The organism is Hymenobacter sp. DG01 (assembly GCF_006352025.1).
In the GTDB taxonomy this organism is placed as follows: Bacteria; Bacteroidota; Bacteroidia; order Cytophagales; family Hymenobacteraceae; genus Hymenobacter.
In genome coordinates this window covers 2,155,371-2,180,727 of record NZ_CP040936.1, presented here as the reverse complement: position 1 = coordinate 2,180,727, position 25,357 = coordinate 2,155,371, and the positions used below count along the sequence as shown (strand labels likewise).

Below are 25,357 nucleotides of genomic sequence, written 5' to 3'. Positions count from 1 at the left end.
CGTCCGACTGGTTACCGTACGCGCCGCTGGAACGGTATCGGCCTACCCCCTGGTGCTGGCCGGAACCCCTGGGTCGGTGGCAGCGCTAAGCCGGGCGGTTGGGTAGGCTCTGCCTTTGAAACGAGCTACTCAAAGCCGCTGCGAAGAGGCTTTTTTTGAGTACTGGTTGCTAAAAACAGATGCCGGCTAAAGTTTTTGGAAATTATATTTGTAAGTATCTGATAATCAATAATAAAAAATACATATAAAAAGCAGCGTTTTTGCACCTTTTAGCGGGCTGCTTGGTTATATTCACGTAACACAATACGGTACTACAGGACATAAAAGGAAAGACGCCATGAGCGAAGCAACTAAGACCATCAAAGAGCCGGTTCGTAAGACTAAAGTGGAGAGCTTTGACATCTCGCGCTCCGACGAGACGCTGCACTTGGCGACGGACCTTGCTAAATTCATCAAGGACAACAAGCTCAGCACCACGGTGCAGGGTAAGGAGTTTGTGAACGTGGAAGGCTGGCAGTACGCCGGCTCGCGCTTGGGCATCGTGCCCATCGTGGACCACGTCATCAACGTTTCGACTGAGCAAGAGATTAAGTACCAGGCGAAGGTGACGCTGTTCGATATTAAGTCGGGCCACACGGTAGGGGCTGGTTTTGCTATCTGCTCGAATAAAGAGCAGGGCAAGAAGTTCTACCAGGAGTTTGCCATTATGAGCATGGCCCAGACCCGGGCCATCGGCAAAGCCTACCGCAACATTCTGGCCTGGATCATTCGGGCCGCTGGTTACGAGCCTACCCCTGCCGAGGAAATGGAGTACGGTGGCAACACGCCCGCCGCAGCCCAGCCCGCCATGGCAGTAGCCCCGGCCGCTGCTCCGGTTGCCGTAGCCGCTGAAGCGCCGGCCCCCATGAAGGCGGTGCCCGCCGAGCCGGTTGCCGCGGAGGCTCCGGCCCCTGCATACGCTACGGCTTCGCAGAAGGAGGAAATCATCCGTCTGCTGAACCACCCGGTTATCACTCGCCCCGAGAAGACCAAGATGCTGCTGAACATCAACCGTCTGGACGAGGAGCGCGCCGTGCAGGCCATTGCCAAGCTGAAGAAAGCCATTGACGACCGTGAGAATGGTCAGGCCGCCGCTGCCTAAGCGGCCCCACGCTTGCTATACCAAAAGCCCGCTGCCATTCGGCAGCGGGCTTTTTTAGTTTTCATTTGGCAAAGAGCCGGGCACCTCAGTACTCCTGTTTTCCAGGGCCGCTACCAGCGGGGCCGCGTCCTTACGGCTCTTAAGCACCTGCAGCAGCAGGTCCTGGTTTTCAGCAGCGCTACCCTGCGCGGCCGGCGCTGTAAACCGCGCCCCCTGCAGCCACATGCAGGCCGAGGCTGTATCGGAAAAGAGGGCTACCACTGGCGAATCGAGGTTGAAGAGGGCAATATCCGTGTAGCACTGCGTGCTCATGTTGGGCGAGTACACCCAGGCAATGTATTTCACCCCACCCAGCGTAACATACGGCAGATATTCATTGGCCAGCCACGGCGATACATCGGGGCTGAGGCTCAGAACGTTGGTGTTGTCGTTGAGAACCTTGGTATAGGAGCCCAGCAGCACGTACCGGGCAATGGTCAGGCAGCTGGCCTGCACTACCGGGAGGGTAAGGTCTCCCTGCCAGTCCACATAAATCCAGTGGTTTTCAGTATCCAGATAAACGGAAATGGCTGATGTTTCGGTGAGCAGCTGTAAACTCATTCAATGCGGGGTTGCGGCTTGGAAAACCAGAGTAAAATGCCTGCTGAAAAGCGAAAAGCCATTTTCAAGGCTGATTTCAAACTAATTCAGAAATTCAATATAGCTTTTGTCCAGCACTCCGAAGTTAAATCAACCCATTTTATTGCAAGCCCAAGCAACTGTCGCGCTAGGGATATAGGCTGCTGGCTGAGTCAGCCTGTCTGGCAAGGCTTGCTCTGGCTGACCTGGACGGGGGGCGGGTTTCTGATTCCAGCGGCGGGGCGTTACCTTCGTAGTCTGCCTACCTGCTCGTTTACCTTGCTCCCCGCCACCGACGATATTCTGCACGTACTGCGCCAAACCTGGGGCCACACCCGGTTTCGGCCTCTGCAGGAAGACATCATTCGGGCGGTGCTGGCCGGCCACGATACGCTGGCTCTGCTACCCACGGGCGGGGGCAAAAGCATTTGCTTTCAGGTGCCTGCGCTGGCGCGGGAAGGGCTCTGCCTGGTGGTGTCGCCGCTGATTGCCCTGATGAAGGACCAGGTAGAAAACCTGCGCAAGCGCGGCATTAAAGCGGAGGCAGTATATGCCGGCATGAGCCACCAGGAAATCGACCAGACCCTAGACAACTGCGTGTACGGGCCGGTGAAGTTCCTGTACGTGAGCCCCGAGCGCCTGCTGACGGACATGTTCCGGGCGCGGGTGCCGAAGATGAAAGTGAGCCTGCTGGCCGTGGACGAGGCGCACTGCCTTTCCCAGTGGGGCTACGATTTCCGCCCGCCCTACCTGCGCATTCAGGAGCTGCGCGAGCTGCTGCCCGGCGTGCCTTGCATTGCCCTTACGGCCACCGCCACCGAGCAGGTCCGTCAGGATATTGTGGAGAAGCTGCGGTTCGGGGCCTCGCATCGGGTGTTTCAGCAGAGCTTCGCAAGGCCCAACCTGTCGTATTCGGTGCTGAGCACCGAGGATAAGCTCCGGCGGCTGCTGGAGGTAGTGCGGGGGGTAGGGGCCGAGAAAACCAGCATCGTGTATGCCCGCACCCGCCGCCAGACCGAGGAAGCTGCCACCTACCTGCGCCAGCAGGGGGTAGCGGCCGCGCCCTACCACGCCGGGCTGCCTGCCGAGCAGCGCACCCGCACCCAGCAGGACTGGATGCAGAATAAAACGCGCTGCATGGTGGCCACCAACGCCTTCGGCATGGGCATCGATAAGCCCGATGTGCGGCTGGTGGTGCACCTGGAAGCCCCCGACAACCTGGAGGCCTACTACCAAGAAGCGGGCCGTGCCGGCCGCGACGAGAAGTACGCCTTTGCCGTGCTGCTGCAGGGCCCCAGCGATGCCGACGAGCTGCGCCGCCGCACCCAGCAATCCTACCCCCCGCTGGACACTGTACGCCGGGTGTACCAGGCCCTGGCCAACTTTTCGCGCACGGCGGTGGGCGGGGGCGAGCTGGTGGCCTTCGACTTCGACCTGCAGCAGTTCACGGAAACCTACCGCATCAAGGCCCTGGACGCGCACAACAGCCTGCGCACCCTGGAGCGCCAGGGGTTCGTGCAGTTGAACGAAGCCGTGAACAACCCGGCCCGCGTCCACATCCCTATCGACCATACCGACCTGTACCGATTTCAAGTAGCCAACCAGCAGCACGACCAGCTGATTAAGAGTCTGCTGCGCTTTAATGGGGGTGAGCTGTTTGCCGGTTTCCAGCGGATTTCGGAGAACAGTCTGGCCCATCACCTGCGCCTGAGCGTGTTGGATGTGCGCAAGATGCTCGTGTTTCTGCACCGCTCCGGCATTATCCAGTACCAGCCCAGCCACAACGCACCCCAGGCCCTGTTTACTACCCCCCGCTTCGATGCCGACAAGCTGCCCCTGGATCAGAAGCGTCTGCAGCAGGCCCGGGAACTAGCCCATCACAAAACCGAATCGGTAATTCGCTACGCCGCCGGAGGGCGCTGCCGCCAGCAGCTGCTACTGGAGTATTTCGGCGAGCTGGACGCGCCCGCCTGCAACGTCTGCGACTTTTGTCTGGCGAAAAAGAAAGCCCGCCAGGAAGCGGCTCCGGCCCCTGAGTTGCGGGCCCGGCTAGTGACCCTGCTGAAGGCTACCCCCCAAACGCCCCGCGAAGTGCTCACGCAGTTTGCGCCGGGCCAGGCCACTGCTATCACGCAACTGCTGCGGGAGCTGGTGGAGCTAGGAGAGCTGCGCTACGCCGCCGACGGAAGGCTAGGGTAGCCAATGCTGGCCGAGGATCCTGATAAACGCGAAAAAGTCACCTCAGCAGATTCTAAGGCGACTTTTTCGCGTTGTGGACGGGTGCTTACTTCTGCAGCAACTGCAGCAGCTCCTGAGCAGCTGGCTCCGAGGAAGCCGGGTTCTGGCCGGTAATCAGGTTTTCGGAGCGCACTACGTAGGGCTGCCAGTCGGCAATTTTGGAGTAGTCGGCGCCGCTCTGCTTCAGCATGTCTTCCACCAGGAAAGGCACTACGTCGGTGAGCTGTACTGCTGCCTCCTCGGTGTTCGTGAAGCCCGCTACCGATTTGCCTTTCACCAGCAGTTCGCCATTGGGCGCTTTTACATGACGCAGTACGCCCGGCGCGTGGCACACAGCCGCCACGGGCTTGCCGGCGGCGTACATGGCTTCAATTAGGGCAATGGACTTGGGGTCTTCGGCCAAATCCCAGAGCGGACCGTGGCCGCCGGGGTAGAACACGGCATCATAATCAGCGGCCGAAATGGTGTCGAGCCGGACGGTGTTGGCCAGGGCCTGCTGGGCCTCCGGGTCCTGCTTGAAGCGCTCCGTGGCTTCGGTCTGGGCGCTGGGGTCGTCGCTTTTGGGGTCGAGGGGTGGCTGCCCGCCCAGGGGTGAGGCCAGGGTAAGGGTAGCGCCGGCATCCTTGAACACATAGTAAGGAGCGGCGAATTCTTCCAGCCAGAAGCCGGTTTTGTGGCCCGTGTTGCCCAGTTGATCGTGCGAGGTCAGCACCAGTAAGATGTTCATCGAAGTCAGTTTTAATGGAAGAAATAAGTAAGTCGAGCAAGTGATAAAGCAGCGGTTCAGGCAATGGCAGGGGAGAGGCAACCACACTCAACGGGTGCAGCCCCAACCCCCTGCGTGCTTCCGCTAGGCTACTTTCACGATGGCTTTGCCCGTGTTTTCGCCCTTAAACAAGCCCAGGAAAGCCGTCGGAATCTGGTCGAAGCCTTCTGTCACAGTTTCTTCGGCCCGCAGCTTGCCTTCCTTGTACCATTCGGTGAGCTGCTTTACGCCTTCGGGCCAGCGCTGGTAGTAGTTGCTCACGATGAAGCCCTGTAGCTTGGTGCTGGTTTTCAGAAGCTTGCCCTCAGGGCGTGGGCCCATGGGCGCTTGGGCGTCGTTGTAGCTGGAAATCTGTCCGCAGAGGGCAATGCGGGCGTGGTTGTTGAGCAGGTCGTACACGGCATCTGTGATGGGGCCGCCCACGTTATCGAAGTAGCAGTCAACCCCCTGGGGGGCAGCGGCGGCCAGCGCTTCCGGAATGTTGGCGGTTTTGTAGTTGATGGCCTCGTCGAAGCCCAGCTCTTTCAGGTAGGCCACCTTCTCGTCGGAGCCGGCCGTGCCAATCACGCGGGCACCTTTGATCTTGGCAATCTGACCCACAATCAGGCCTACCGCGCCGGCCGCGCCCGATACCACCACGGTTTCGCCGGGCTTCGGGTCGCAGATATCCAGCAGCCCGAAGTACGCCGTCAGGCCGGGCATGCCCAGCAGCCCGAGGTAGTAGCTGGCCGGCGCCTCATCGGCCGAAATAACCTGCAGGCCTTGGCCCGCCGATACAATGTATTGCTGCCAGGGCAGGTTACCGGTTACCAGGGAGCCCACGGGCAGGCTGTGGAGTTTGCTGTCAATCACCTCGGCAACGGCCCCGCCGGCTACGGGCTGGTTCAGCTCGAAGGGCGGTACGTACGATTTGCCCTCGTTCATGCGGCCGCGCATATAAGGGTCCACGGAAACGTAAAGGGTTTTCAGCAGCACCTGGCCTTCGGTGAGGGCGGGCACTTCGCTGGTTTCAAAGCGGAAGTTATCGGCGGTAGGCGTGCCGGTAGGGCGGCTGGCCAGCAGAATGGTTTGGTTTTGCATGGTGTGGAAAGGAGTGAGAAAAAGAAAACTGTCATCCGGCGCGGGCCGCAAGCCTCTTCGCGCCCGGATGCGGTAGGATAACCGCTTGGGCAGCCGAAGAGCTTGCGCTCCACGCCGGATGACAGCATTTTACCGGTTAGCCGATACTTACGCCGGGTTGGTGGTGGTCGTAAGGGCTACGTCGATGTTGCCGCGGGTAGCGCGCGAGTAGGGACAAATGCCGTGGGCGGCCTCTACCAGCTGCTCGGCCTGGCCTTGCTCTACGCCGGGAATATTTACGTGCAGATCAGCCGAGATGCCGTAGCCACCGTCTTCGGCTTTGCCGAAACCGATGAAGGCTTCCACCGTCACGCCTTCCAGCTTCACGCCGGCCTGGCGGGCTGCTACCCCCAGGGCACCCTCAAAGCAGGCCGCGTAGCCGGCCGCGAACAGCTGCTCGGGGTTGGTAGCACCAGCTTTGCCGGGGCCGCCCATGGCTTTGGGCGTGCTCAGGGCCAGGTTCAGCACCTGATCCTCGGAAGTAACCTGACCGTCGCGGCCACCTTTAGCTTTGGCCTGAGCCGTGAAGATTTTCTCGATTTTCATAAGAAGGGGACAAGAAGGGATGAAAGAAAAGTGGCCTTAGGCCAGTTGGGTTAAGAGGGTATTCAGCTGAGAGCGAAGCGTCTCAAATTCGGTTGGAGTCAGGTTGAGCTGAGCAAAAATCTGCTCCGGCACCTTGCAGGCCTGCACCTGCAGGGCCTGCCCCGCTGGTAGCAGCCCAATAATAACCGAACGCTCGTCGCGCGGGTCGCGGCGCCGACTGATCCATTGCTTCCGCTCCAGGCGCTTGAGCAGGGGCGTAAGGGTGCCGGAGTCCAGCAGCAGCTTTTCGCCTAGCTCCTTTACCGTCAGCTCCTGGTGCTCCCACAAGAGCAGGAATACCAGGTATTGCGGATACGTCAGGTCCAGTTCCTGCAGCAGCGGCTGGTAGGCCTTCGTAACCATCCGCGACAGGGCATAGAGCGGAAAGCACAGCTGGTTTTCCAGTTGGAGCAGTGGGTTGGGAGCAGAAGAAGACGTTGGGTTACTCATAAAAGCTGAACAAAGAAAGGGAATTATATTTCATGCTATTTAATTGTGTACAACTAAATTGCTAACTTCGTTTCAAAAGGTTGACTGTCAGAAAGTAAATTTTCAACTACCAATAGCGGTAGCGCAAAAAAACCGACTCTGCCCAGCTGGCAGAGTCGGTTTTTTGCGGAGTGAAGCAGATCCGTTAGGCTTGCTGGTAGGCCTGCATGCCACCCAGCAGGTTGCGCACGTTCTGGAAGCCCTGCTGCTGCAGGAAGGCTTTGGCCGAAGCCGAGCGGCCGCCGCCTTTGCAATGCACAACTACTTCCTGGTCTTTGAGGTGGTCCAGGTCGTCGAGCTTGCCGGGCAGCTCGCCCAGCGGAATGTTCTGGCTGCCCGCAATGCTGGCTTCGGCATTTTCCCACGTCTCGCGCACGTCGATGATGGTGGGGGCGGTACCGGCAGCCTGGCGCTCCTTTAGTTCGGCGGGGATGATGTCAGTCATGGAGAATAGTTGTCAGGGGGTGAAGAGTGAGGAAAAGCGTGCATGTAAGCCTGCCCAGGCACAACAATAGCAAGAAACCGCCACACCGGCGCCAGTGGCCCGTTTACGGCGCCAGCACCGATAGCCGTTTGGTTACCAACTGGCCGTCGGGCAGGGTCAGGCGCACGAAGTACAGGCCCGCCGGCAAGGAGGGCAACAGCAGCTCGGGCTGGCCCTGCTGCCCTACGGGCGGCTCCCAGGCCACGCGACCCAGGGCGTCAAGCACCACGGCCTGGGTATAGCGCCCTTGTACTCGCACCCGGCCCTGGGCGGGGGTAGGGTTGGGGTAAAGCAAGTAGGTAGCCGCCACCTCGGCCGGGGCCGCCGTGCCCGTGACGGTGCTGCCGGTTACGGGCCGCAGCATCAGGGCCCCGGCGGGGCGGGTGGGGGTGGCGGTGTTGTTAACGCTCCAGGTATCCAGCGCATTCAGCAGCAGGTAGCCGGGGGGCGACGCGTTATTCAAATCCAGTCCAAACTCCACGAACTGCGGCGTGGCGGCCTGCCCATAGCCGGCGTAGAACCGGTTGCTCACGGGTACCGGCGCATCAAAGGCCACCTCCACAAACGACTGTCCCTCGGGCAGGGTGGCGGGAATGGTGTAGGCTTTGGTGGCCTTGGGCCGGGCCGTGGGCTTACCCGTGCCGTCGTCGTCCCAGATGTTGAGCGTGATGGCGCGCCCGGCCGCCGTGGCCAGCACCGGATACAGCCGAATGGCCCGGATCTGGTCGGGCTGGTTTAGGTCGAAGCGCAAGGCTAGGTAACTGGCCGGGCCGGTAGAGGCTGTGGGCAGACTCACGCTGGCTTCGGCCGTCCCGTCGTCGTAAGCAAAGTAGTCGCTCAGGACGGTTACCCGACTCAGGGTATCGTTGGGCTGGGTAAGCAGGTTGATTTCATTGGTGAGCAGGGTGAGGCGCTGACGGAGAAACTTGGGGGTAGTGGTAAGCGGCACGCTGGCCGTGCGCACGCTGCCCGTTACCGGCAGCTGGCGCGCGTTGGCATCGAGGGAGCGGCCGCCGGTGAGAAACTGACTGGTGGGGCCGCCGGGCAGCACTGCCAGGGTTCCGGTCCAGCTGATGGGGGTAGGGGCCGGACCAATATCGAAGTTATTGACGGTGGTGCCAGTGCGGTCCGTTAGCTCCTGGGCCGCGTTCTGGTTGAACTGGGCCACGGGCAGGGCGGTGTAGCGCTTCAGAGCGCTGGGCAGGGCGCGGCTTACGGCTATGTCGCGGAACGTAGAGTCGGTGGCGGTGCGGTTGCGGTCCAGGCGCACGTAGTCCACGCTCCAGGCGTCGCGGTTGTTGTAGAGCACCCCGTTCATCCGAAACCGGAACCGGAACCCGGCGTGCAGAAACTGCGCCTGATTAACGGGCAGGGCCTGGAAGCGAAATACGGTTGTGTCGCCGGGACTGCGCAGCTGCCACACCTGCTCCCACTGGTTGCTCTGGCTCAGAAAATCGACGTACAGGGCAATGGGCCGCGAGCCGCTGGGAGCCGGCGGCCCGAAGATGGAGCCGGCCTGCCAGAAAAAGCTCAGGTACACGTTGTCGGTGGTTCTGAGGGCGCTTAGGTCCAGGGGCTGGGAAGTCAGCAGGTCGCCTTCCCCAATAAACGACACCGGCCCCCGGGCTTTGCCTTGGGCATCGAGCCCGTCGAGGGTAGCCACGTTCTTGGTGGGCGGGCGGCGGGGGTAGCGGTTATTAACCAGGGTTCCACCGGAGGTTTCCCAGCGCCGGGCGTCGGGCTGTCCCTCGGGCTGGCTTGAAAAATCATCGAAGAACGGCAGGGCCAGCACTGCCGCCCGGCGGGCCGGGGCGGGCGCGGCCCGGTGCGCGGGCTCGGTACCCAGCGGGTGAACCAGCACTTGCCCAAAGCCAACCCGGGGCAGCAGGCTCAGCGCTACCAGCACAGCGGGCAGAAAGCGTAGAAAACGAGTCATTGATAACAAAGTAACAGAAACCAACCAAGAGCAGGCGGCCGTGCTTCTCTCACGGACAGAAACGAAAAAAGGTTCGTGGTATAACCAACGAACCTTTTTCACTTGTATTTCAGCCTTGGGTCGGCGCAGAGTTAGCGCACTTCCTTCACGGGCTCCTGGCCGGCTACCCAGAGGTCCACGAGCTGGCCCATCCGGATGGTGGTGCCGGGGCCGGGCACGGGACGCTGCTTCACCACGGTGCCTTCGGCCTGGCCTTCTTCGGGTTCCTGGTAGAAGATTTCACCGGGCTGCAGGCCCTGGCCCACGAGCAGGGTAGTGGCCTCATCAACGGGCATGTTCACGAGGTTGGGCACCGGGAATTCCTGGTTGCCCAGACCGTCGCCTACCTCCAGATCTACGCGGGTGCCTTTGGTGATGGCCGCGCCGGGCGCTACCTCCTTGCCGCCCACAAACTGCCGCAGCACGGCATCTTTCTGGATGTTGGGCACCAGCTTAATCTGGCCCACAATCAGGTCGTAGCTTTTGAGGATGAGCTGGGCGTTTTTCAGGGAGCCGTCCGTCAGCTTGGGCATTTTGATGACGGGTGGGTTCTTCATGGCCACCGAAATGTAAATCTTGCGGCCTTCCTTCACCTTTTCGCCCGCCTTGGGCTCCTGCGTAAGCACCGTGCCGGGCCGGATGGAGGCGTCGTAGGTGCTGTCGTCCACGAAGTAGGCCAGGTCCCGCTCGTCGAGGTAGTCTTCCAGCTCGGCCTGGCTCATGCCCGTAATCTTCGGTACCACAATGGTTTCGCCGTGGTTGGTGGTGATGGGCAGGTACACGTAAAAGAACCCGAACACCAGGATACCCGTCGCCAGCAAAATCACCAGCACATGCTTGAGCAGGTCGGCCGGAGTATCGGATTTAAAGAAAGACATCAGGGGAGAATTAGAGACCAGAGGCTAGAAGAGACAAAGCTAGGAATTAGAAGACTAGAAGCTAGTTCCCCTCCTCATCTGAGGAGGGGAACTAGCTTTTAATTCTGTGCCACGGCCTTCTCTGTGCGCTGCTTGCCGAACTCTAGAATCCGGTCGATGAAGTCGTAGGGGGTGTAGCCGGCTAGGGCAGTTTGGTGGAAGATGCAGGTGGCGGGCGTCATGCCGGGCAGGGAGTTCACCTCGATGATGATGACTTCCACGGCCCCGTTCTGGCGCACCCGCACAAACGCGTCAATGCGAGCGTAGCCCTGAATATTCAGGATTTCGGCCACCCGGCGCAATTCCTTTTTCACCTCCTCCGACACGCGCTGGCGCTCCGTGAGGTCGGAGGCGTAGCGGGCCGGGGTGATGTTCTGGCCTTCGCCGGCCAGGAACTTCTCTTCCAGACTCAGCACCTCGCCGGTAGCCAGAGCTTCCGAAGCTTCAAACACTTCAATCTGCAGCTCGCCACCGTCGGTCCAGTGCGTGAGCAGGCCACCGGTTACTTCCAGGAAGTGGGCCGCGCCGTCACGGTCAATAAGGGTTTCCACCAGGAAGGCGTCCTTCTGCGGAAATTCCTCCTTGAAGCCCAGGCTGAGGGTAGTGGCTTCGGCCTCGCTGAGGGTTTCCTCCTGACGGAAGATGAGGCGGGTGAAGGCCTCCAGCTCCTGGCGGTTCTTGATTTTCTTCACGGCCGAGGAGCAGCCATCGTCGGCGGGCTTGGCAATGAAGGGGTAGGGGAACTGGGTTTCCAGGCTGCGGTAGAAGCCTTCGTGGTCGGCATCCCACTCCAGGCGGTTGGCCATGCGGTGTTCGGCCACGCGCATACCCGCTTCGCGCAGGCGGCGGTTGGTTTCGAACTTGTTGATGGTGATGCTGGAGCTTTCCACGCCCGAGCCGTTGTAGGGCAGCCCGAACTTTTCCAGCTCCCGCTGCAGGGCACCGTCCTCACCGGGGCGGCCATGCAGGGCGATGAACACCTCATCAACCATCCGTGCCAATTCCTCAAAGGAAACGCGGCGCGGCTGGGCTGTGGGCTGACCAGCGTAGGTGCTGGTAATAGCCGAGGCTTCGCGGCGGATGCGCTCCAGGATGGGGTGCAGGCCGTGGCCGGCCTCCATGTGCTCTACCTTCTCGCGGATGTCGTCGGCGTTGTCCTTGAGCATCACGTTGATGGGCAGCACGTAGAGGCGGAACTCCTGGCTGCTACCCGTCAGAAACACCGGAACCGGCTCGTACTTGATGCTGGAGCTGAGCTTCTCATAGATGTTCCGGCCGCTTTCCACCGAAATGTGCCGCTCCGAGGAGTAGCCGCCCATAATGACGGCCACTTTGGTGCGGGTGCGCTCCTCCGAGGCCCGGGCCGCTACGGCTGCATCCAGCTGGGTGAGCAGACCGGCTAGCTTCACGGGCCGTAGCCCTGCCCGGCGCCGGGCGGCCAGCGAAGTGCGAATCAGGTAGGTCAGAAACTGCGAGGGGTTCAGCCCAATTTCCGCCGCCTGGTGGAAGAAGAACGAAGCCGGCAGCATACCCGAGGTCGTGTTCGGGTCGTTGAGGAACAGCTTGCCATCGGGGCCGATGAAGCCATCGAGTCGGGCGTACACCTGGAAGCCGAAGGTGCGAAACATTTCCTCGCAGGCTTCCCGGATGCGCTGAATGTCTGCTTCGGGCAGATCAATGGGGGTGACTTTGCGCGAGAGGCCCGGCAGGTACTTCGAGCGGTAGTCGAACATTTCCTCCCCCTTTACAATCTCCGTGGGGGGTAGGGCCAGGGGCTGACCAGCGGGGTCTTCTACCACAATGCACGAAAACTCGCGGCCCTGCACGAAGCTTTCCACCAGCACCTGGGTTTCGCCTTCCACACTGGTCAGGCGTACCGCTTCGGCGGTTTGCAGCAGCTCGTTCAGAGTATTCAGGAGTTGCTCGGGCTGATAGATCAGTTGCGAGTTATCAGTTGCCGGTTGCCAGTTGCTGGCAGTGATGTCGTTGCTTGAACCTGACAGCTGAGAACTGGCGACGGGCAATTCAACCACTACCGGCAGACCAATCCCCTCGCGGATATCCACCAGCTGCTGCAGCCACACAGTTTTCTTTTCTTCCGACAGTGCCTGCCACTCCTGGCGGGTTACGGTTTTGCGGAACAGGCTGCGCTCCACGGCCGTGGCGAATTTCGCTACGTCGGCTTCGCGCAGAATGCTTACGCCAATGCTGCTACCCTGGCGCGGGGCCTTAAATACCAGCGGCAAGCCCAGCTCGCGCACCAGGTAGTCGAGGGTAGCCTGTGCATCAGCGGCGTCCCACTCTTCAGCCGTGATGAGGCGGAAGTCGGGGGTAGGTCGGTTCAGCGCTTTTAGTAGCTTTTTCTGAGCAATCTTATCAATGCCGAAAGCCGAGGGCAGAATGCCGGAGCCGGAGTACGGAATGCCGTACCACTCCAGTAGGCCCTGAATGGCGCCGTCTTCGCCGGCCGGGCCGTGCAGGGCCAGGAAAGCAAAGTCCATGAGGCTGCTCAGCTCCTGGGGCTGAATGCGGCGGCCCACTTCGGAAATGATGCGGTCCTGCTCCTCCAGGCTCAGCTCGCCCAAGCTCTCGAAGTACATCTGCACCGGCAGCTCCGTGCGCGGCAACGCCGATACAGGCGGGTAAAAGTCCCGGATGGTGCCTTTATAGATATACTCCCAGTTGAGCTGAATGAAGTTGCCGCGGCTGTCCACAAACACGGGAACGGCCTCGAACAAGGACTTATCCAGGTTATCGTACACGGTGCGGCCGCCCGCAAAGCTGATTTCCCGCTCACGCGACGGGCCGCCGAAGAAGATGCCTATTTTCATACGTAGGGGCAAAGGTAGTATTTCGGGAGGTGAGGACGTAACGGATACGAAACGCTTGCTACTGCGCACCAACAAAGAGTCTGCCCATAATGTGTCAGGCACAATACACGAACCGTAATCATCCTGCTTTTCGCGTATGCACCTTCTGAACTACCCCCTCATTCTCTCAAAATCTTACCTTCGCCCCAGCCAAACCCATTTCCTTTTCCATGAAAACCCTCGATCAGTACAACTTCGCCGGCAAGCGTGCCGTGGTGCGCGTGGACTTCAACGTGCCGCTTGATAAGAGCTTCGCCATCACCGACGACACCCGCATCCGGGCGGCTACCCCCACCATCAAGAAAATCCTGCAGGATGGCGGCTCCGTGGTGCTGCTCTCGCACCTGGGCCGGCCCAAGGGCGGACCGGAGGAGAAATACTCCCTGAAGCACATTGTAGCCCGCCTGGGCCAGGAGTACGGCCAAGAGGTGCAGTTTGCCGATGATGCCCTGCAGGCCGAGGAAAAAGCCAACGCTCTGCAGCCCGGTCAGATTCTGCTGGTAGAAAACGTGCGTTTCTACGGCGAGGAAGAGAAAGGTAACCCGGAGTTTGCCGCCAAGCTGGCTAAGCTGGGCCAGGTGTACGTGAACGACGCCTTCGGAGCGGCCCACCGCAAGCATGCTTCCACCGCCGTTATTGCCGAGAGCTTTGAGCCCGAAGACCGGGTAGGCGGCTACCTGCTGCAGGGCGAGCTGGACAACGCCAAGAAAGTGCTGGAGCAGGCCGAGCGTCCCTTCACCGCCATTATGGGCGGGGCCAAGATTTCCGACAAAATCCTCATCATCGAGAAGCTGCTCGACAAGGTAGATAACCTGCTGATTGGTGGCGGTATGGCCTATACCTTTGCTAAAGCTCAGGGCGGGCAGATTGGTAACTCCCTGCTGGAAGCCGACAAGATGAACCTGGCCCTGGAGCTGATCGAGAAGGCCAAAGCCAAAGGCGTGAACTTGGTACTACCCACCGACAGCATCATTGCCGACAAATTCGCGAACGACGCTGAAACCAAGGTGGCACCCAACGACCAGATTCCGGACGGCTGGCTGGGCCTCGACCTCGGCCCGGAGTCGATCAAGGCTTTCTCCGACATCGTGCGCCAGTCGAAAACCATCCTGTGGAATGGCCCGATGGGTGTATTCGAAATGAGCAGCTTCGCCAAAGGCACCGAGTCCGTGGCCCAGGCCATTGCCGATGCTACCCAGCAGGGCGCCTTCAGCCTCATCGGCGGCGGCGACTCGGCCGCTGCGGTAAACCAGCTCGGCTTCTCGGAGCAGGTAAGCTACATCAGCACCGGCGGCGGCGCGCTGCTGGAATACATGGAAGGCAAAGAGCTGCCCGGCGTTACGGCGCTGGGATAGTAGTAAATGAGCGAGTGAGTGCATGAGTGAGGTGTCATGGCGAGGGCACCGACGCCATCCTTCCTCTCTTTTTGCTCAAAGCCTACTAAACGCCAAGCCCTTACTTCCAGCATGGAGGTAAGGGCTTGTCACGTTTCAGGGGGTAGGGTGTTGGTCAGGAAGGATGGCTTCGTCGTGCCTCCTCGCCATGACACTTCACCCCTTCACTTTTAATTCACGTACGGCGTTTCCAGCTCCTGGCCCATCAGGTTGAGGGGGGCCAGGGAGAGGCGGCCCGTGAGGCGGGTGCTGAGGGTTTGCAGCTCTTCGGCGCTGAGCACCCGGAGCTGGTGTAGCCAGCGCAGGCGGTGCAACTGCAGCTCAATAGGCCCCAGCGGGTTGATCTGGGCGTATTCTTCCCGCAGGTAGCCATGTGCCCGCTGCCGCAGCTCGGTGGTGAAGGTAGCCAAGGCCTCGTGCTGACTACGGCGGTTCCGGAGCACGATGCGGATGCGGTTGGTGGCCAGCGTAACGGTGCGGGTCCGGCGCCGGCGCAACAGCACTACTACCCCCAACCCCAGCACGAACCCCAGACCGCCTACTAATAGAGTGGCTGTGTCCTTCTGATTATGGGTTAGGTGAAGTGCTGCCTGGGCAATTAGCCACGCTACTATCAGGAAAGGCTCAATATGGAGCGGAGAAGGGCTGGCATATTCCAGCTCCACGGGCAAGAGCTCTTCGTAGGGAATTTCGGTTTCCAGCCAGGTTGCCCCCCGCCAGCCGCGCTGGCTTACGTGCAGGCCGTGTTGGCGCAGCAGTAGCTGAGTAGAACCCCGAAGGAACTGGTATTGAGAAAATTGCGGAACTGTCATTCAAAAAATCGGGGCAGCAGGCCCTGCTGCCGGCCGATAAGGCTTTAGCGGAATGTAAGCGGAAAGGGCGTAAAGCAGAGCACAAAAATAACCAGCATCAGCCAGCCCAGCACCTTGCGGCCCGCGGAAAGCGGCCGCTCATCGGGGGCCGGCGGGTGAAAAATGCCAGTCAGGCGAGCCAGCACCAGCCCGAACACCAGCCAGCCGGGGTTGCCTTCCAGCCCGGGAAAAGCCGAGGCCAGCGCCACCTGCGCCAGCCAGACGGCCCCGCCCAGCAGCAAGGCCCGGCGCACCGTTGGCACCACCCGCCGGAATACCAGAAACAGATACACCGCGTAAGGCCCGGCCCAGTACAGCCAGGTAGTTTCATCAGAGGCCAACGAAAACAAGCCCAGGCCCGCGTAAAAAATAAAGCCCACAAACAACACCACCGATACCCTGGCCGCCCGCCGCGGCCCCAGCAGGCCGTACACAATGTGGCCGCCATCCAGCTGACCAATCGGCAGCAGGTTGAGGGCCGTGAAGAATAGCGAGAGGATTCCGGCCACCAGTAGGGGGTAGTGCACCAGCTCGTTGGGGTGGGGCAGCAGGGCCGGGTCGGCTAGGGTGGCGGCCATGGCCCGGAACAACAGGGGCTGAGCCAGCACCGTACCCGCGCCCTGACCCGCCTGGTACACGTACTGGGCGTAGCGGGAGCCGTAGAAGCGGTACTCCGGGTGAATGTTGTAGAGGTAGTCCAGCGGGGGCAAATGCGTGAGGCCATAGGCCAGCACTCCTACCGCTACTATAAACCCTGCCAGAGGCCCGGCCAGGCCCACATCGAAAAACTCGCGCCGGGAAAAAATCCGGTCCTTGATGCGGATAACGGCCCCGAACGTACCAAACCCCATAGGCAGAGGAATGAAGTAAGGCAGGGTTGCCCGGATGCGGTAGTAGCGGGCCGTGAAGTAGTGGCCGAACTCATGCACGAGCAGCACACCCAGAAAGGGCACGGCATACCACAAGCCCGGCTGCACGGCCGGCCAAAGGTTCTGCCAGGGGCCGGCCAGCAGCTCATAGGGGGCGTAGGCCTGCCCCAGTGCACCGGCCACCAGCACCAGGCCCTCGAAGGTGGTGGTTACCAGCGTGAGCAGTAGCAGCAGCAGGTGCAGGCTGTAGCGGGCCCAGCGGGGTAGGGCGGGGCGCTCGTAGCGCGTGAAGGCGGCCTCTACATCGTCATCCTCCGCCGGGGGCACGGGGCCCGGGTTGGGGAAGTGGTGGGGCGCTGGCGTGATATCAGACAGGGGCGGAGTATTCTCGGGGAAAGGCACGGAGAGCGGCGGGCAAAGCGTCTTGCAGCGTGAGCGGCGGGGTCAGGAATAAGGTGCGCAGCCCCAGCCGGCGGGCCGTTTCAATGTGCTGGGGGCTGTCTTCAATGAATAACGTTTCCTCAGCCTTCCAGTTCATCTGCTCCAGGGCATGCCGGAAAATTTCCTCGCCGGGCTTGCGCCAACCTACCTCCTGGGAATAGAACACCCGGTCCAGGCAGTCGGCTATGCCGTGCCCGAAGCCGTACTGCTTCCGCAAGCGCCGGTTGATTTCCTCAATATGAATCTGGTTGGTGTTGGAAAGTAGGGCCGTTTGGTGGCCCTGGGCCCGCAACTCGGCAATCAGGGCCAGCCGCTCGGCGGGTACATCCAGCAGCATGGCATTCCAGGCCGCGTCCAGCTCGGCGTCGGTGGCAGTCAGCTGGTAATGCTCCCGCAGGCCCTTGCGGAACTCCTCGGGCGTGAGGCGGCCGGTTTCCATCAGGTCGAACAGCTCGGCCTGGGCTGCCTGGGTGAACTCAATGCTGCTGCCGTGCCGGCGCATGGCCTCCCGGGTCAGGTTATAATCAATATTGATGATGACGCCCCCAAAATCGAAGAGCAGGTTGGGTAGTTTGGTTGGCATAATAGACTGGGGTGGCCGTAAACGGTTTGCGGGAAGTCAGGGGGTAGGCGTTGCAAATCTGCCGACAAAAGTCGAAGTTTGCGCAGCTGAAACCAACTGTCTGCGGTTGGAGAAGGCAGGGGCCTATAGCTCAATCGGTTAGAGCAACTGACTCATAATCAGTAGGTCACTGGTTCGATTCCAGTTGGGCCCACCCAAAACCCGCTTTACGCTACCGTAAAGCGGGTTTTTTGTTTGTTGCCAATGCTTCTGCCAATAGAAATGCCTGTCCTCTGGGGGACAAGTACGGCCCGGGCAATCTGGTCACGCTGGAAAAGGGCTAGCCCATCCTGGCGGTTACGTGGCGCGGGCTTTCTGCCAGCGGGCAGTGGTGCTGTAGTTAGCAGAGCGGGCCGCGTGGGGCTGGTAGATGTACACCTGAGGCCTGGCTGCCAGGAGCGGCGTAGGGATTTAGGTAACCTGTTTATCAGGAAGTTGCCGGGTATGGAAAGTAGATGCCCGGGCGGCTGGAGAGGGCCACGCCAAGGCTGCGGCTCAACTCGGGGCCCGTGCCATCTAGTAGTGACACTGCAGGTAGTTGTAGGCGCAGTGGGTCTGCCGTAGCTGCTGAGCTGGGGTAATTTCTCGGAGCTTCTGGCTGATAGGAGTAGTAAATAAGCAGAGCTGAAGACTGCTAACAGCTGATTGGCTCATGCAGGTAGGGAGTGCTAAGGGTAGTACAAACTAGGGTAGTGACGTCGGCCACTGGGTAAATTCTTGCCGGCCCGTATCTTCGGAGCTTATGAAAAAACTATTCTACGTAGTAGGCTGCCTGCTGATGTTGAGCAGCTCGCAAGCATTCGCGCAGGCGAAATCGGATGTTATCGTCGTGCGAATGCTGGAACGAGAAAAATCTATCCGCCTCGCTATTTCACGGGGAGATGCCCCCGTGGAGTTGATTGAAATCGAGAATGGAGGGAGTGATAAGAATTTCTCAGCTGGGGCAAAAGGCCTACAGCAAGTCCTGGCCAAGCTGTACGCGGAAGGCTATGTAGTTCAATCCTCACTGGCTGGTGCTCCTTTGATAGGGTTTTCGACGCAGGGGGCTCAGATCAACACTCTTATCTTGGCCAAGACCCCGAAGCCCTAACCTTATGCAAAAGCTATTCTATGTGGTGGGGTGCCTGCTAGTACTGAGCAGCTCTCCCGTATTGGCCCAGACGACTGATCCGGATGTGGTCGTAGTGCGCGTAAGTGAGCAAATAGGTGCCAGTAGAATGATCATTACTCGCGGAGAAGGAAAGAGTACGACCATAGACTTGCCCTTTGGGTACAGCAGCAAGACCATGACGGAATCATCGGAAACCTATTACCGGGTCGTTACGGGGCTATATAAGGAGGGATATACCTTGACCGGCGTACTAAAAACGGGCGACATATACACAACTATCCTGTTCACTAGGATCCCAAAGCCGTAATCAGGCGCAGGGCTTCCTCTGCCGTTTCCATGACGTAGCAGGGGAGCCCCACTACTCAATCTTGAACTTGGCTTCGCCCTCCGTGAGCTGGTGTTTGCTCGCGGGCAGGCTCGGGCCCTTTACTTCGATCAGGAGGGTGCGGCCAAGCTTGCGCAGTTGCTTAAACGTAGGACCCTCTAAGTTCAGGCTCAGGGGTAGGGCAAGTGCATCCCAGATGATGCCCCCAAACAGGGTCGATACGATGCCCTGCAGCACCTTCGCGCCATATGGGTGGGGTAGGGCCGGCGGCAAGTTTTACCAAAACCGATTAGTACACACTACCTGGGCTTTTTTCTTGAGCCGCAGCCCCAGCAACACCTCGTGGCTGCCGCCGTGGTAGCCGGCCAGTCGGGAGAGGCCCGCGTCGTAGGAGTAGCCCAGGGTAAGCTGCTCATAGTTTAGACCGACCATGGCTACAAACGAGTCGAAGGCCCGCCACGAGACGCCTCCCCACAGCAAATCCTGGTACTTGAGCTTGGCGTTAAGGTCGAGGGAAAGCGGGGCCGGGTTCACGGCCTTCAGCAGCACCGAGGGCACCAGGGACCAGTCGTCGCTGAGCGGCACGCGCACCCCGGCCGTGGCAAAGTAGTGGCGTTTGAGCGTGTTGCCCGCGCCCGCGCCTACCCCATCGGGGCTGTAGGAGAAGTCGAGCTTGTTGCCCAGCAGCTGCGCCCCCGAAATGCCCACGTAGAAATCGGAGCTATAGACCCAGAGGCCAATAGAGCCGTCGAGCACCCGCGAGGCGGCGCTGCCTGCCTGAAAGGTGGTATCGTAGAACCGCAGCTGCTGCCCATCCACGGCAAACTGCTGCATCCCCGCCGACACGCCCAGGGCGGCCCGCAGGTTGGGTGCCAGCACCAGGTTGTAGGCGTAAGAGAGGTAGGCCCCCTTGCGGCTGGTTGGCCCGGTTACATCGTTATATATCAGCCCCCCGATGGCGTGAAACGGCCGGCGCCGGTCGCGCAGGGTGCGCTTGCCGGTGCTGCGCCACTTGCCGAGCGAGGAGCTGGCGCTGAGGTAGTAGGTTTTGGGGGCGCCTTCCAGCCCCGTCCACTGGGTGCGGTAGCTGGTCTTGACGTCGATGTAATCCTCAACGCCCGTGGTACCGGGGTTCAGGATATAGTTATTGTTCATGTACTGGCTGTACTGCGCCTGCTGCTGGGCCCGGAGGGGGGCGGCAGCCAGCAGCAGCAGCGGAAGCAGCAGTAGCGTTAAAGCTCTTTTCATAGCAGAAGTTGCCTGAGAACCTCGCGGGGAGGGTAGAAGGTAGCCCGGCCGTGGCTGGCACGGCCGGGTGTTTGGTTAATACAGAATAGTGATGGACCCGCTGTAGGACTTGCCCAGCGGCCCCTTCGTGACGACGACGTAGTAGTAGGTGCCCACCGGCGCGGGCTTGCCGTTGATGTCGCCACGCCACTCATTGGCCCGGCTGTAGTTGGTGGCCGAGAAAATCTGGTTGCCCCAGCGGTTGAACACGGTTACGGTATTGTCGGGGAATTGCTCGATGTTTTCAATCTGCCAGGTATCGTCGCGGCCGTCGCTGTTAGGCGTAAAGGCGTTCGGAATCCGGATGGCCGGGCGCACGGTAATCGTTACCTGGTCGGAGTCGGCGCAGCCGCCCGCTCCCGCCGAGAGGGTGTAAGTGGTCGTGACGCGGGGCGTAGCCACGGGCCGCAGCGAGTCGCCGGTAAAGCGCAGGCCCGCGGCCGGCGTCCAGCGCACGGGGTAGCGCCCATCGGCCCGGCCCTCCAGCGTGATGGAGGTGCCGGCCAGAATTTCCCGGTCGGGGCCGGCGTCCACATCCACCGGAGGCTGAATCCGCACGGGCACCCCATTGGAAACCGCCGTAACAGGCTGGGCGCAGATGTTGGTAGTGCGCAGGCGCAGCGTAACGACCTGTCCTGCCTGCAGGGTGGTGCTGGTGAATACCGGGCCCGTGGCGCCCGGTACATCGGTGCCGTTTACCTGCCACTGATACTCCGGCGCCGGACCCGCCCCGTTCACGTTGGTCAGACTGAAGGTTAGGGGAGCCCCCAGGCACACTGGGCCGCCCGGTTGCACGGCAATAGTAAGGGTAGGCAGGGAAGTAGGCGTGCGCGTGACGGTAACGGAAGCCGTTGCCGGCCCCGTGCTGCACAGCCCCACCGTGGGCGTTACCTCCACCCGCACCTGGTCGCCGGTGACGAGGGTACTGCTGGTAAACGTGGGGCCGCTGGCCACGAACACGTTATTCACCAGCCAGCGGAACGTGGGATTAGCCCCCACGTTGGTAGCCACGGCCGTAAAGGTCAGGGGAGTGCCGGGGCACTGCACCGGAGCCGGAGCCAGGGTTACGGTGGGCGTCACCAGGGGCGTCACCCGCACCGCTACCACGTTGGAAACCGCCGTGGCGCAAGTGCCCGTGCCCGATGTAACGCGGCGCCGGAAAAAGGTAGTCGTCGTGAGCGGGCCGGGGGCAAACCCAGGATTGGTGGCGCCGCTGATGGCCGTCCAGGTGGAGTTATCCGTGGACGCTTCCCACTGATAGGTAAAGGTGCCAGTGCCTCCGCTGGCCCCGCCCCCGCCCAGCGGAGCCGGCGTAGCTCCCGAGCAGATGTCCTGATCGGTGCCGATGGTGCCTGCCAGCAGTTCGGGCAGTACCGTTACCGCCACCGAAGCCGTAACCTCGGGTCCGCATGGCCCGGAAGTTACCCGGCGGCGGAAGTAGGTGGTAACCGAAACCGGGCCCGGTGCGAAGGTTTCGGCAGTAGCCCCGCCAATGAGCGTCCAGGTGCTGTTATCCAGGGAAGATTCCCACTGATAGGTGTAGCTGCCCGTGCCGCCCGTAGGGGGGGTAGTGCTGGTGAGGGGCGCGGGGGTAGTGCCCGGGCACACCGTTTGGGCGGGACCAACGACACCGGCCGACAGGGCCGGCGCTACCGTGATGGTTACCACGTTGGAATAAACCGGGCCGCAAGGCCCACTGGTTGCCCGCCGCCGGAAGTAGGTGGTAGCGGCCAGTGGAGTTGGAGCAAAGGTTGATGCGGTGGCGCCGGGGATGGTAGTCCAGGTTACATTGTCGGGCGAGGCTTCCCACTGATAATCAATGGCGCCCGAGCCGCCCGCGGCCAGGGTCGTACTGGTAAGCAGAGCCGGTGTACCGCCGGTGCAAACGGTTTGGTTAGCGGCGATGCTCCCGGCAGTCAGGGTCGGTACCACCGTGATGGTTACGGCGTTGGAATACACCGGCCCACAGTCGCCGGATACTACCCGGCGGCGGAAGAAGGTAGTAGCCGTAAGCGGACCAGGCACGAAGGTGGCGCCGGTAGCCCCGCCAACGGCCGTCCAGGTGGTGTTGTCCGGGGAAGATTCCCACTGGTAGGCGTAGCTGCCTGTGCCGCCCTCGGGACTAGCCGGGCCGGTAAGCGGGGCGGGGGTAGCCCCGGCGCAAATGGTCTGGTCGTTGGCAATGCGGCCCGGTGTTAGAGTCGGCAGTACCGTGATGTTTACAACATTAGACAGGGTAGCGGCGCAGGGCCCGGAGGTAACCCGGCGGCGGAAGTAGGTGGTAGTCGTGAGCGGACCGGGCGCGAAGGTTTCGGCGGTGGCACCCGCAATAACCGTCCAGACGTTGATATCCGGCGAGGACTCCCACTGATAAGCAAACGTGCCCGTACCGCCCGTAGCAGGGGCCGTGCTGGTAAGCGCGGCGGGGGTAGCACCCGGGCACACCGTTTGGCTGGCGGCAATAGTGCCGGCCACCAAGGCGGGCGTTACCGTGATGGTTACCACATTGGACAAGACCGGCGCGCAGCCGCTCCCCGAAGTTGCCCGGCGGCGGAAGGAGGTAGTTACGCTGAGCTGACCCGGCTCAAAGTTTGGTCCGGTGGCCCCGCCGATGGGCGTCCAGGTGGCATTATCCACCGATGATTCCCACTGGTAGGCAATGGCGCCGGAGCCCCCCGTAGCCGCAGTTTCGCTGGTCAGCGGGGCCGGTATGCTGCCCGCGCAGATGGTCTGGCTGGCCGCAATGGTGCCGGCCGTCAGGGCGGGTACCACGGTGATGGTAACCGTGTTGGAAGGCGTAGTCGTGCAGGCCCCGGAGGTTACCTGGCGGCGGAACGACGTGGTAACCGCGAGCAGTCCGGGCGCGAAGGTTTCGCTGGTAGCGTTTGGAATAGCGGTCCAGGTAGCACCACCATCTACCGACGCTTCCCACTGATACGCAAACGTGCCCGTGCCGCCCGTAGCGGGGGCGGTGCTCGTCAGGGGGGCAACCGGGCTGCCGGCGCATACCGTCTGGGCGGCGGCAATGCCGCCCGGCGTTAGGGCTGGCAGCACGGTAATGGCTACCGAAGCGGTAAAGGTGGGGGTACAGTACGGACCGGTTTGGTTAGGCAAAAGCAGCAGGGCGCGCCGCCGGAAATACGTAACGCCCGCAGGCAATGAGTTGCCGGGCTGATAGGTGGCTGCGGTTTCCCCGGGAATATCAGTCCAGTTAGAATTATCCGTTGAGGTTTGCCACTGGTACACAAGCGGAAGGTCAGCATCACTGGAGGCACCGGTAGTGCTGGTAAGAGCGGCCGGCGCAGCGCCAGCGCATAGCACCTGCGGGCCCGCGACGCTACCCGGCTCCGGCAGATCAGGCACCTGGATTATTCCCGAGCTTTGGCGGCAAAAACAGTCGGTGTCAATGCGCAGCGTGATGGTGTAGTTGCCGGGCCTGGCGTAGATATGAACGGGGTTCTCCTCAGTTGAGGTGGCACCGTCGCCGAACGTCCAGAGATATTTCTTATTATCAAATTCAATGGGCGGGGCCGTGAATGAGATTTGCCGACAACCCGTTATCTGCGCAATAGGCCCCACGCGCAACAAAGAACTCTGGTTGAAGTTGACTAAGCCCAGGCCACTCAGGCGACCACCCAGCTGTAGGCTGTCGTCGGCGTAGCGGGACTTGGCCCCCAGCGAGTCCGGGTACGGAATGACGCCCAGCGCGGGCTGGTTGTCACGGGCCACGTAAATCTTGCCGTCGGGCGCGGCCTGCAGGGAGCCCAGGTCGGCCGGGGTTTTCTGTTTGAGCGGAATGTCTTCCTTGGTAACCGGCCCGCGGCCGCTGATGTCGAATTGCAGCAGTTTGGGCGGGTTGCGCACCGTAGCATAGAGGTAGCTGCCAGGCGAAAACCCTACTCCATAATATTTCCCGGCGCCGCTGTCCACAATGTACGGCACCTGTGGGTTAACGCTGACCTGGCCCGAGCCGGTATCAAACCCAAACAGCTCCACGGTGCTGCTGCTGTCGCCCACTACTTCGCTGTAGCGGGCCAGGGCCAACTGCTGACCATTGGGAGTTACCTTCATCTGGCCCTTATAGCCCAGGGCCGCCACACTTGGCGCGTGCAGGCTGCCGACGGTTGAAATAATGGGCTCGTCGATGAGGACCGGACCTACATAGCCGGCTGATTGCCGCACACGGTAGGCCAGAAAGGCGTCGCCGCGGTTATTATTCCCCCCCTTGGCAGTGCCCCAGCCGTGCGCGATAACCCAGATGTCGCAGCCGTTTTTATGGAATACGGCTGTCAGCTTCTCCGCCGTGCCGCGGGCCAGAGGGGTGTTTTTGGTAGCCGCTATAACGGTGCCCGGCCCACCACCCTCAGGAATTTCAATTTCCGAGTAGCTCAGGCCAACGGTGTCTTTCAGGGTAAAGAGCAGGTAGCGCGTGGGTTGGCCAGCTATAGGTTTGCCCGGCAGCTTGATGGGAAGGGGGCCGTCGGTAGTGAAGCGGCTGCCTGCCAGCCCCGTGCCGTTGGTCATCACACTACCGTCGCCGTTCCAGACGGTTTCGCCGTTGCTGTAGAACAGAATTTCGCCGTTGGCGTCTGACATTACCCCCGAGCCGGCCGGGGCATCCATTGCCCCATTTGTGAGCACCTTCGGAAGGGAGTCGGCAGAGGCCTGGTTGAAGTCGAGCCCCGCTTTAAAGCCAAAGTACCAGGTGTTGGCAAACTTTTCATCGGCCGCGCACTCCGGGGGGGGAGGGGGTGGTGCCTGGCCGAACGTGGTGGTAGCGGCTCCGCTCAGCAGCAAAAGTAGCAGCAGGCTCAGCAGCCGGCTGGCCGCCGCGCCCGCCCGTCCGGCTGGCCGGCGGGGTTGGGTAAGGCACAGAAAGGAGGTACGGGTAGAGTGCGGTAGTTCTGCACGCATAGTAGGGCAGGTGAAGAGCAAAGGAGAAAGCAGATGCGCAAAAAAGAAGCTGCCACCCACTACCTTAGAAACGAAGCACAACGGCCGGGTATTGCTGAAATGCAGCTAGCCGTTTGTAGTAAAGCTACACACTGCCCGCCAGGTTTATGCAATGCAATGTCAGAATAGTGATAGGCACCGCTGCCAGCCGACCGCTAGAAGCCTTTCTGGTTACCCCAGAGCCCTAAATGGGGCTAATGCGCCCCGGTTTAGGCCCTGAAAAAAGCGGTGTGCACTATCCCCGGCAGTTGGCCTGTGCCTCTGGTAGTGCCCGTTGCGTAAAGTAATTTGCTCAGTACTTT

Annotated in this window: 19 protein-coding genes and 1 tRNA gene; 5 read left to right on the top strand and 15 right to left on the bottom strand. The window is 61.1% G+C overall.

The features are described from left to right. Nucleotides 1-337 precede the first annotated feature (337 nt). Nucleotides 338-1,141, top strand: coding sequence for a hypothetical protein (locus tag FGZ14_RS09135; protein ID WP_139923510.1), 804 nt, complete (start codon nucleotides 338-340; stop codon nucleotides 1,139-1,141). A 54-nt stretch (nucleotides 1,142-1,195) separates the two neighbouring features. On the opposite strand, the gene FGZ14_RS09130 is transcribed toward FGZ14_RS09135, so the two are convergent. Then, nucleotides 1,196-1,741, bottom strand: coding sequence for a hypothetical protein (locus FGZ14_RS09130; protein ID WP_139923507.1), 546 nt, complete (start codon nucleotides 1,739-1,741; stop codon nucleotides 1,196-1,198). A gap of 297 nt (nucleotides 1,742-2,038) precedes the next feature. On the opposite strand from FGZ14_RS09130, the gene FGZ14_RS09125 reads away from it, so the two are divergent. Next, nucleotides 2,039-3,958: an ATP-dependent DNA helicase RecQ gene (locus tag FGZ14_RS09125; RefSeq protein WP_139923505.1), complete on the top strand. Its 1,920-nt coding sequence runs from the start codon at nucleotides 2,039-2,041 to the stop codon at nucleotides 3,956-3,958. Nucleotides 3,959-4,043: 85 nt separating this feature from the next. On the opposite strand, the gene FGZ14_RS09120 is transcribed toward FGZ14_RS09125, so the two are convergent. From FGZ14_RS09120 to FGZ14_RS09085, 8 genes are all read right to left on the bottom strand, one after another. Then, on the bottom strand, nucleotides 4,044-4,724 hold the full coding sequence (locus tag FGZ14_RS09120; protein ID WP_139923503.1) for a type 1 glutamine amidotransferase domain-containing protein: 681 nt from the start codon (nucleotides 4,722-4,724) through the stop codon (nucleotides 4,044-4,046). 123 nt (nucleotides 4,725-4,847) lie between these two features. After that, a complete protein-coding gene (locus tag FGZ14_RS09115) occupies nucleotides 4,848-5,843 on the bottom strand; it encodes an NADP-dependent oxidoreductase (RefSeq protein ID WP_139923500.1) in 996 nt (331 codons plus the stop codon). A gap of 147 nt (nucleotides 5,844-5,990) precedes the next feature. After that, nucleotides 5,991-6,428 (bottom strand): organic hydroperoxide resistance protein, encoded by a 438-nt coding sequence (locus FGZ14_RS09110; protein ID WP_219601102.1) that lies wholly within the window; start codon nucleotides 6,426-6,428, stop codon nucleotides 5,991-5,993. Between the two features lie 36 nt (nucleotides 6,429-6,464). Continuing rightward, nucleotides 6,465-6,917, bottom strand: a complete 453-nt coding sequence (locus tag FGZ14_RS09105; protein ID WP_139923498.1) for a MarR family winged helix-turn-helix transcriptional regulator — start codon at nucleotides 6,915-6,917, stop codon at nucleotides 6,465-6,467. A 184-nt stretch (nucleotides 6,918-7,101) separates the two neighbouring features. After that, nucleotides 7,102-7,401, bottom strand: a complete 300-nt coding sequence (locus FGZ14_RS09100) for a rhodanese-like domain-containing protein (RefSeq protein WP_139923496.1) — start codon at nucleotides 7,399-7,401, stop codon at nucleotides 7,102-7,104. A 103-nt stretch (nucleotides 7,402-7,504) separates the two neighbouring features. Continuing rightward, nucleotides 7,505-9,376: a T9SS type A sorting domain-containing protein gene (locus FGZ14_RS09095; protein ID WP_139923493.1), complete on the bottom strand. Its 1,872-nt coding sequence runs from the start codon at nucleotides 9,374-9,376 to the stop codon at nucleotides 7,505-7,507. A 131-nt stretch (nucleotides 9,377-9,507) separates the two neighbouring features. After that, entirely contained in the window at nucleotides 9,508-10,293 is a 786-nt protein-coding gene (locus FGZ14_RS09090) for a PASTA domain-containing protein (protein ID WP_139923491.1), read from the bottom strand. A gap of 98 nt (nucleotides 10,294-10,391) precedes the next feature. After that, the gene (locus tag FGZ14_RS09085) at nucleotides 10,392-13,163 is read right to left on the bottom strand and encodes a D-alanine--D-alanine ligase (protein ID WP_139923489.1); all 2,772 of its coding nucleotides are present in this window, start codon (nucleotides 13,161-13,163) and stop codon (nucleotides 10,392-10,394) included. 209 nt (nucleotides 13,164-13,372) lie between these two features. On the opposite strand from FGZ14_RS09085, the gene pgk reads away from it, so the two are divergent. Further along, nucleotides 13,373-14,557, top strand: a complete 1,185-nt coding sequence (gene pgk / locus FGZ14_RS09080; protein WP_139923479.1) for a phosphoglycerate kinase — start codon at nucleotides 13,373-13,375, stop codon at nucleotides 14,555-14,557. Nucleotides 14,558-14,766: 209 nt separating this feature from the next. On the opposite strand, the gene FGZ14_RS09075 is transcribed toward pgk, so the two are convergent. From FGZ14_RS09075 to FGZ14_RS09065, 3 genes are read right to left on the bottom strand one after another with little or no spacing between them, the layout of a single operon-like run. Then, nucleotides 14,767-15,408, bottom strand: a complete 642-nt coding sequence (locus tag FGZ14_RS09075; protein WP_139923477.1) for a hypothetical protein — start codon at nucleotides 15,406-15,408, stop codon at nucleotides 14,767-14,769. Between the two features lie 44 nt (nucleotides 15,409-15,452). Further along, complete coding sequence (locus tag FGZ14_RS09070) at nucleotides 15,453-16,718, bottom strand: site-2 protease family protein (RefSeq protein ID WP_257883387.1); 1,266 nt, start codon at nucleotides 16,716-16,718, stop codon at nucleotides 15,453-15,455. Then, nucleotides 16,684-17,340: an HAD family phosphatase gene (locus FGZ14_RS09065; RefSeq protein WP_139923475.1), complete on the bottom strand. Its 657-nt coding sequence runs from the start codon at nucleotides 17,338-17,340 to the stop codon at nucleotides 16,684-16,686. Before FGZ14_RS09065 ends, FGZ14_RS09070 begins: the two co-directional genes overlap by 35 nt. Before the next feature lie 119 nt (nucleotides 17,341-17,459). On the opposite strand from FGZ14_RS09065, the gene FGZ14_RS09060 reads away from it, so the two are divergent. Both FGZ14_RS09060 and FGZ14_RS09055 read left to right on the top strand, forming a co-directional pair. After that, nucleotides 17,460-17,533 (top strand) — tRNA-Ile (locus tag FGZ14_RS09060). A 588-nt stretch (nucleotides 17,534-18,121) separates the two neighbouring features. After that, nucleotides 18,122-18,469 (top strand): hypothetical protein, encoded by a 348-nt coding sequence (locus FGZ14_RS09055; protein ID WP_139923473.1) that lies wholly within the window; start codon nucleotides 18,122-18,124, stop codon nucleotides 18,467-18,469. A gap of 379 nt (nucleotides 18,470-18,848) precedes the next feature. Here FGZ14_RS09055 and FGZ14_RS09050 read toward each other — a convergent pair whose 3' ends face one another. From FGZ14_RS09050 to FGZ14_RS09040, 3 genes are all read right to left on the bottom strand, one after another. Continuing rightward, nucleotides 18,849-19,052 (bottom strand): hypothetical protein, encoded by a 204-nt coding sequence (locus tag FGZ14_RS09050; RefSeq protein ID WP_219601094.1) that lies wholly within the window; start codon nucleotides 19,050-19,052, stop codon nucleotides 18,849-18,851. 39 nt (nucleotides 19,053-19,091) lie between these two features. Then, a complete protein-coding gene (locus tag FGZ14_RS09045; protein ID WP_139923469.1) occupies nucleotides 19,092-20,063 on the bottom strand; it encodes a type IX secretion system membrane protein PorP/SprF in 972 nt (323 codons plus the stop codon). A 75-nt stretch (nucleotides 20,064-20,138) separates the two neighbouring features. Next, nucleotides 20,139-25,016: a gliding motility-associated C-terminal domain-containing protein gene (locus tag FGZ14_RS09040; RefSeq protein ID WP_139923467.1), complete on the bottom strand. Its 4,878-nt coding sequence runs from the start codon at nucleotides 25,014-25,016 to the stop codon at nucleotides 20,139-20,141. Nucleotides 25,017-25,357: the final 341 nt, after the last annotated feature.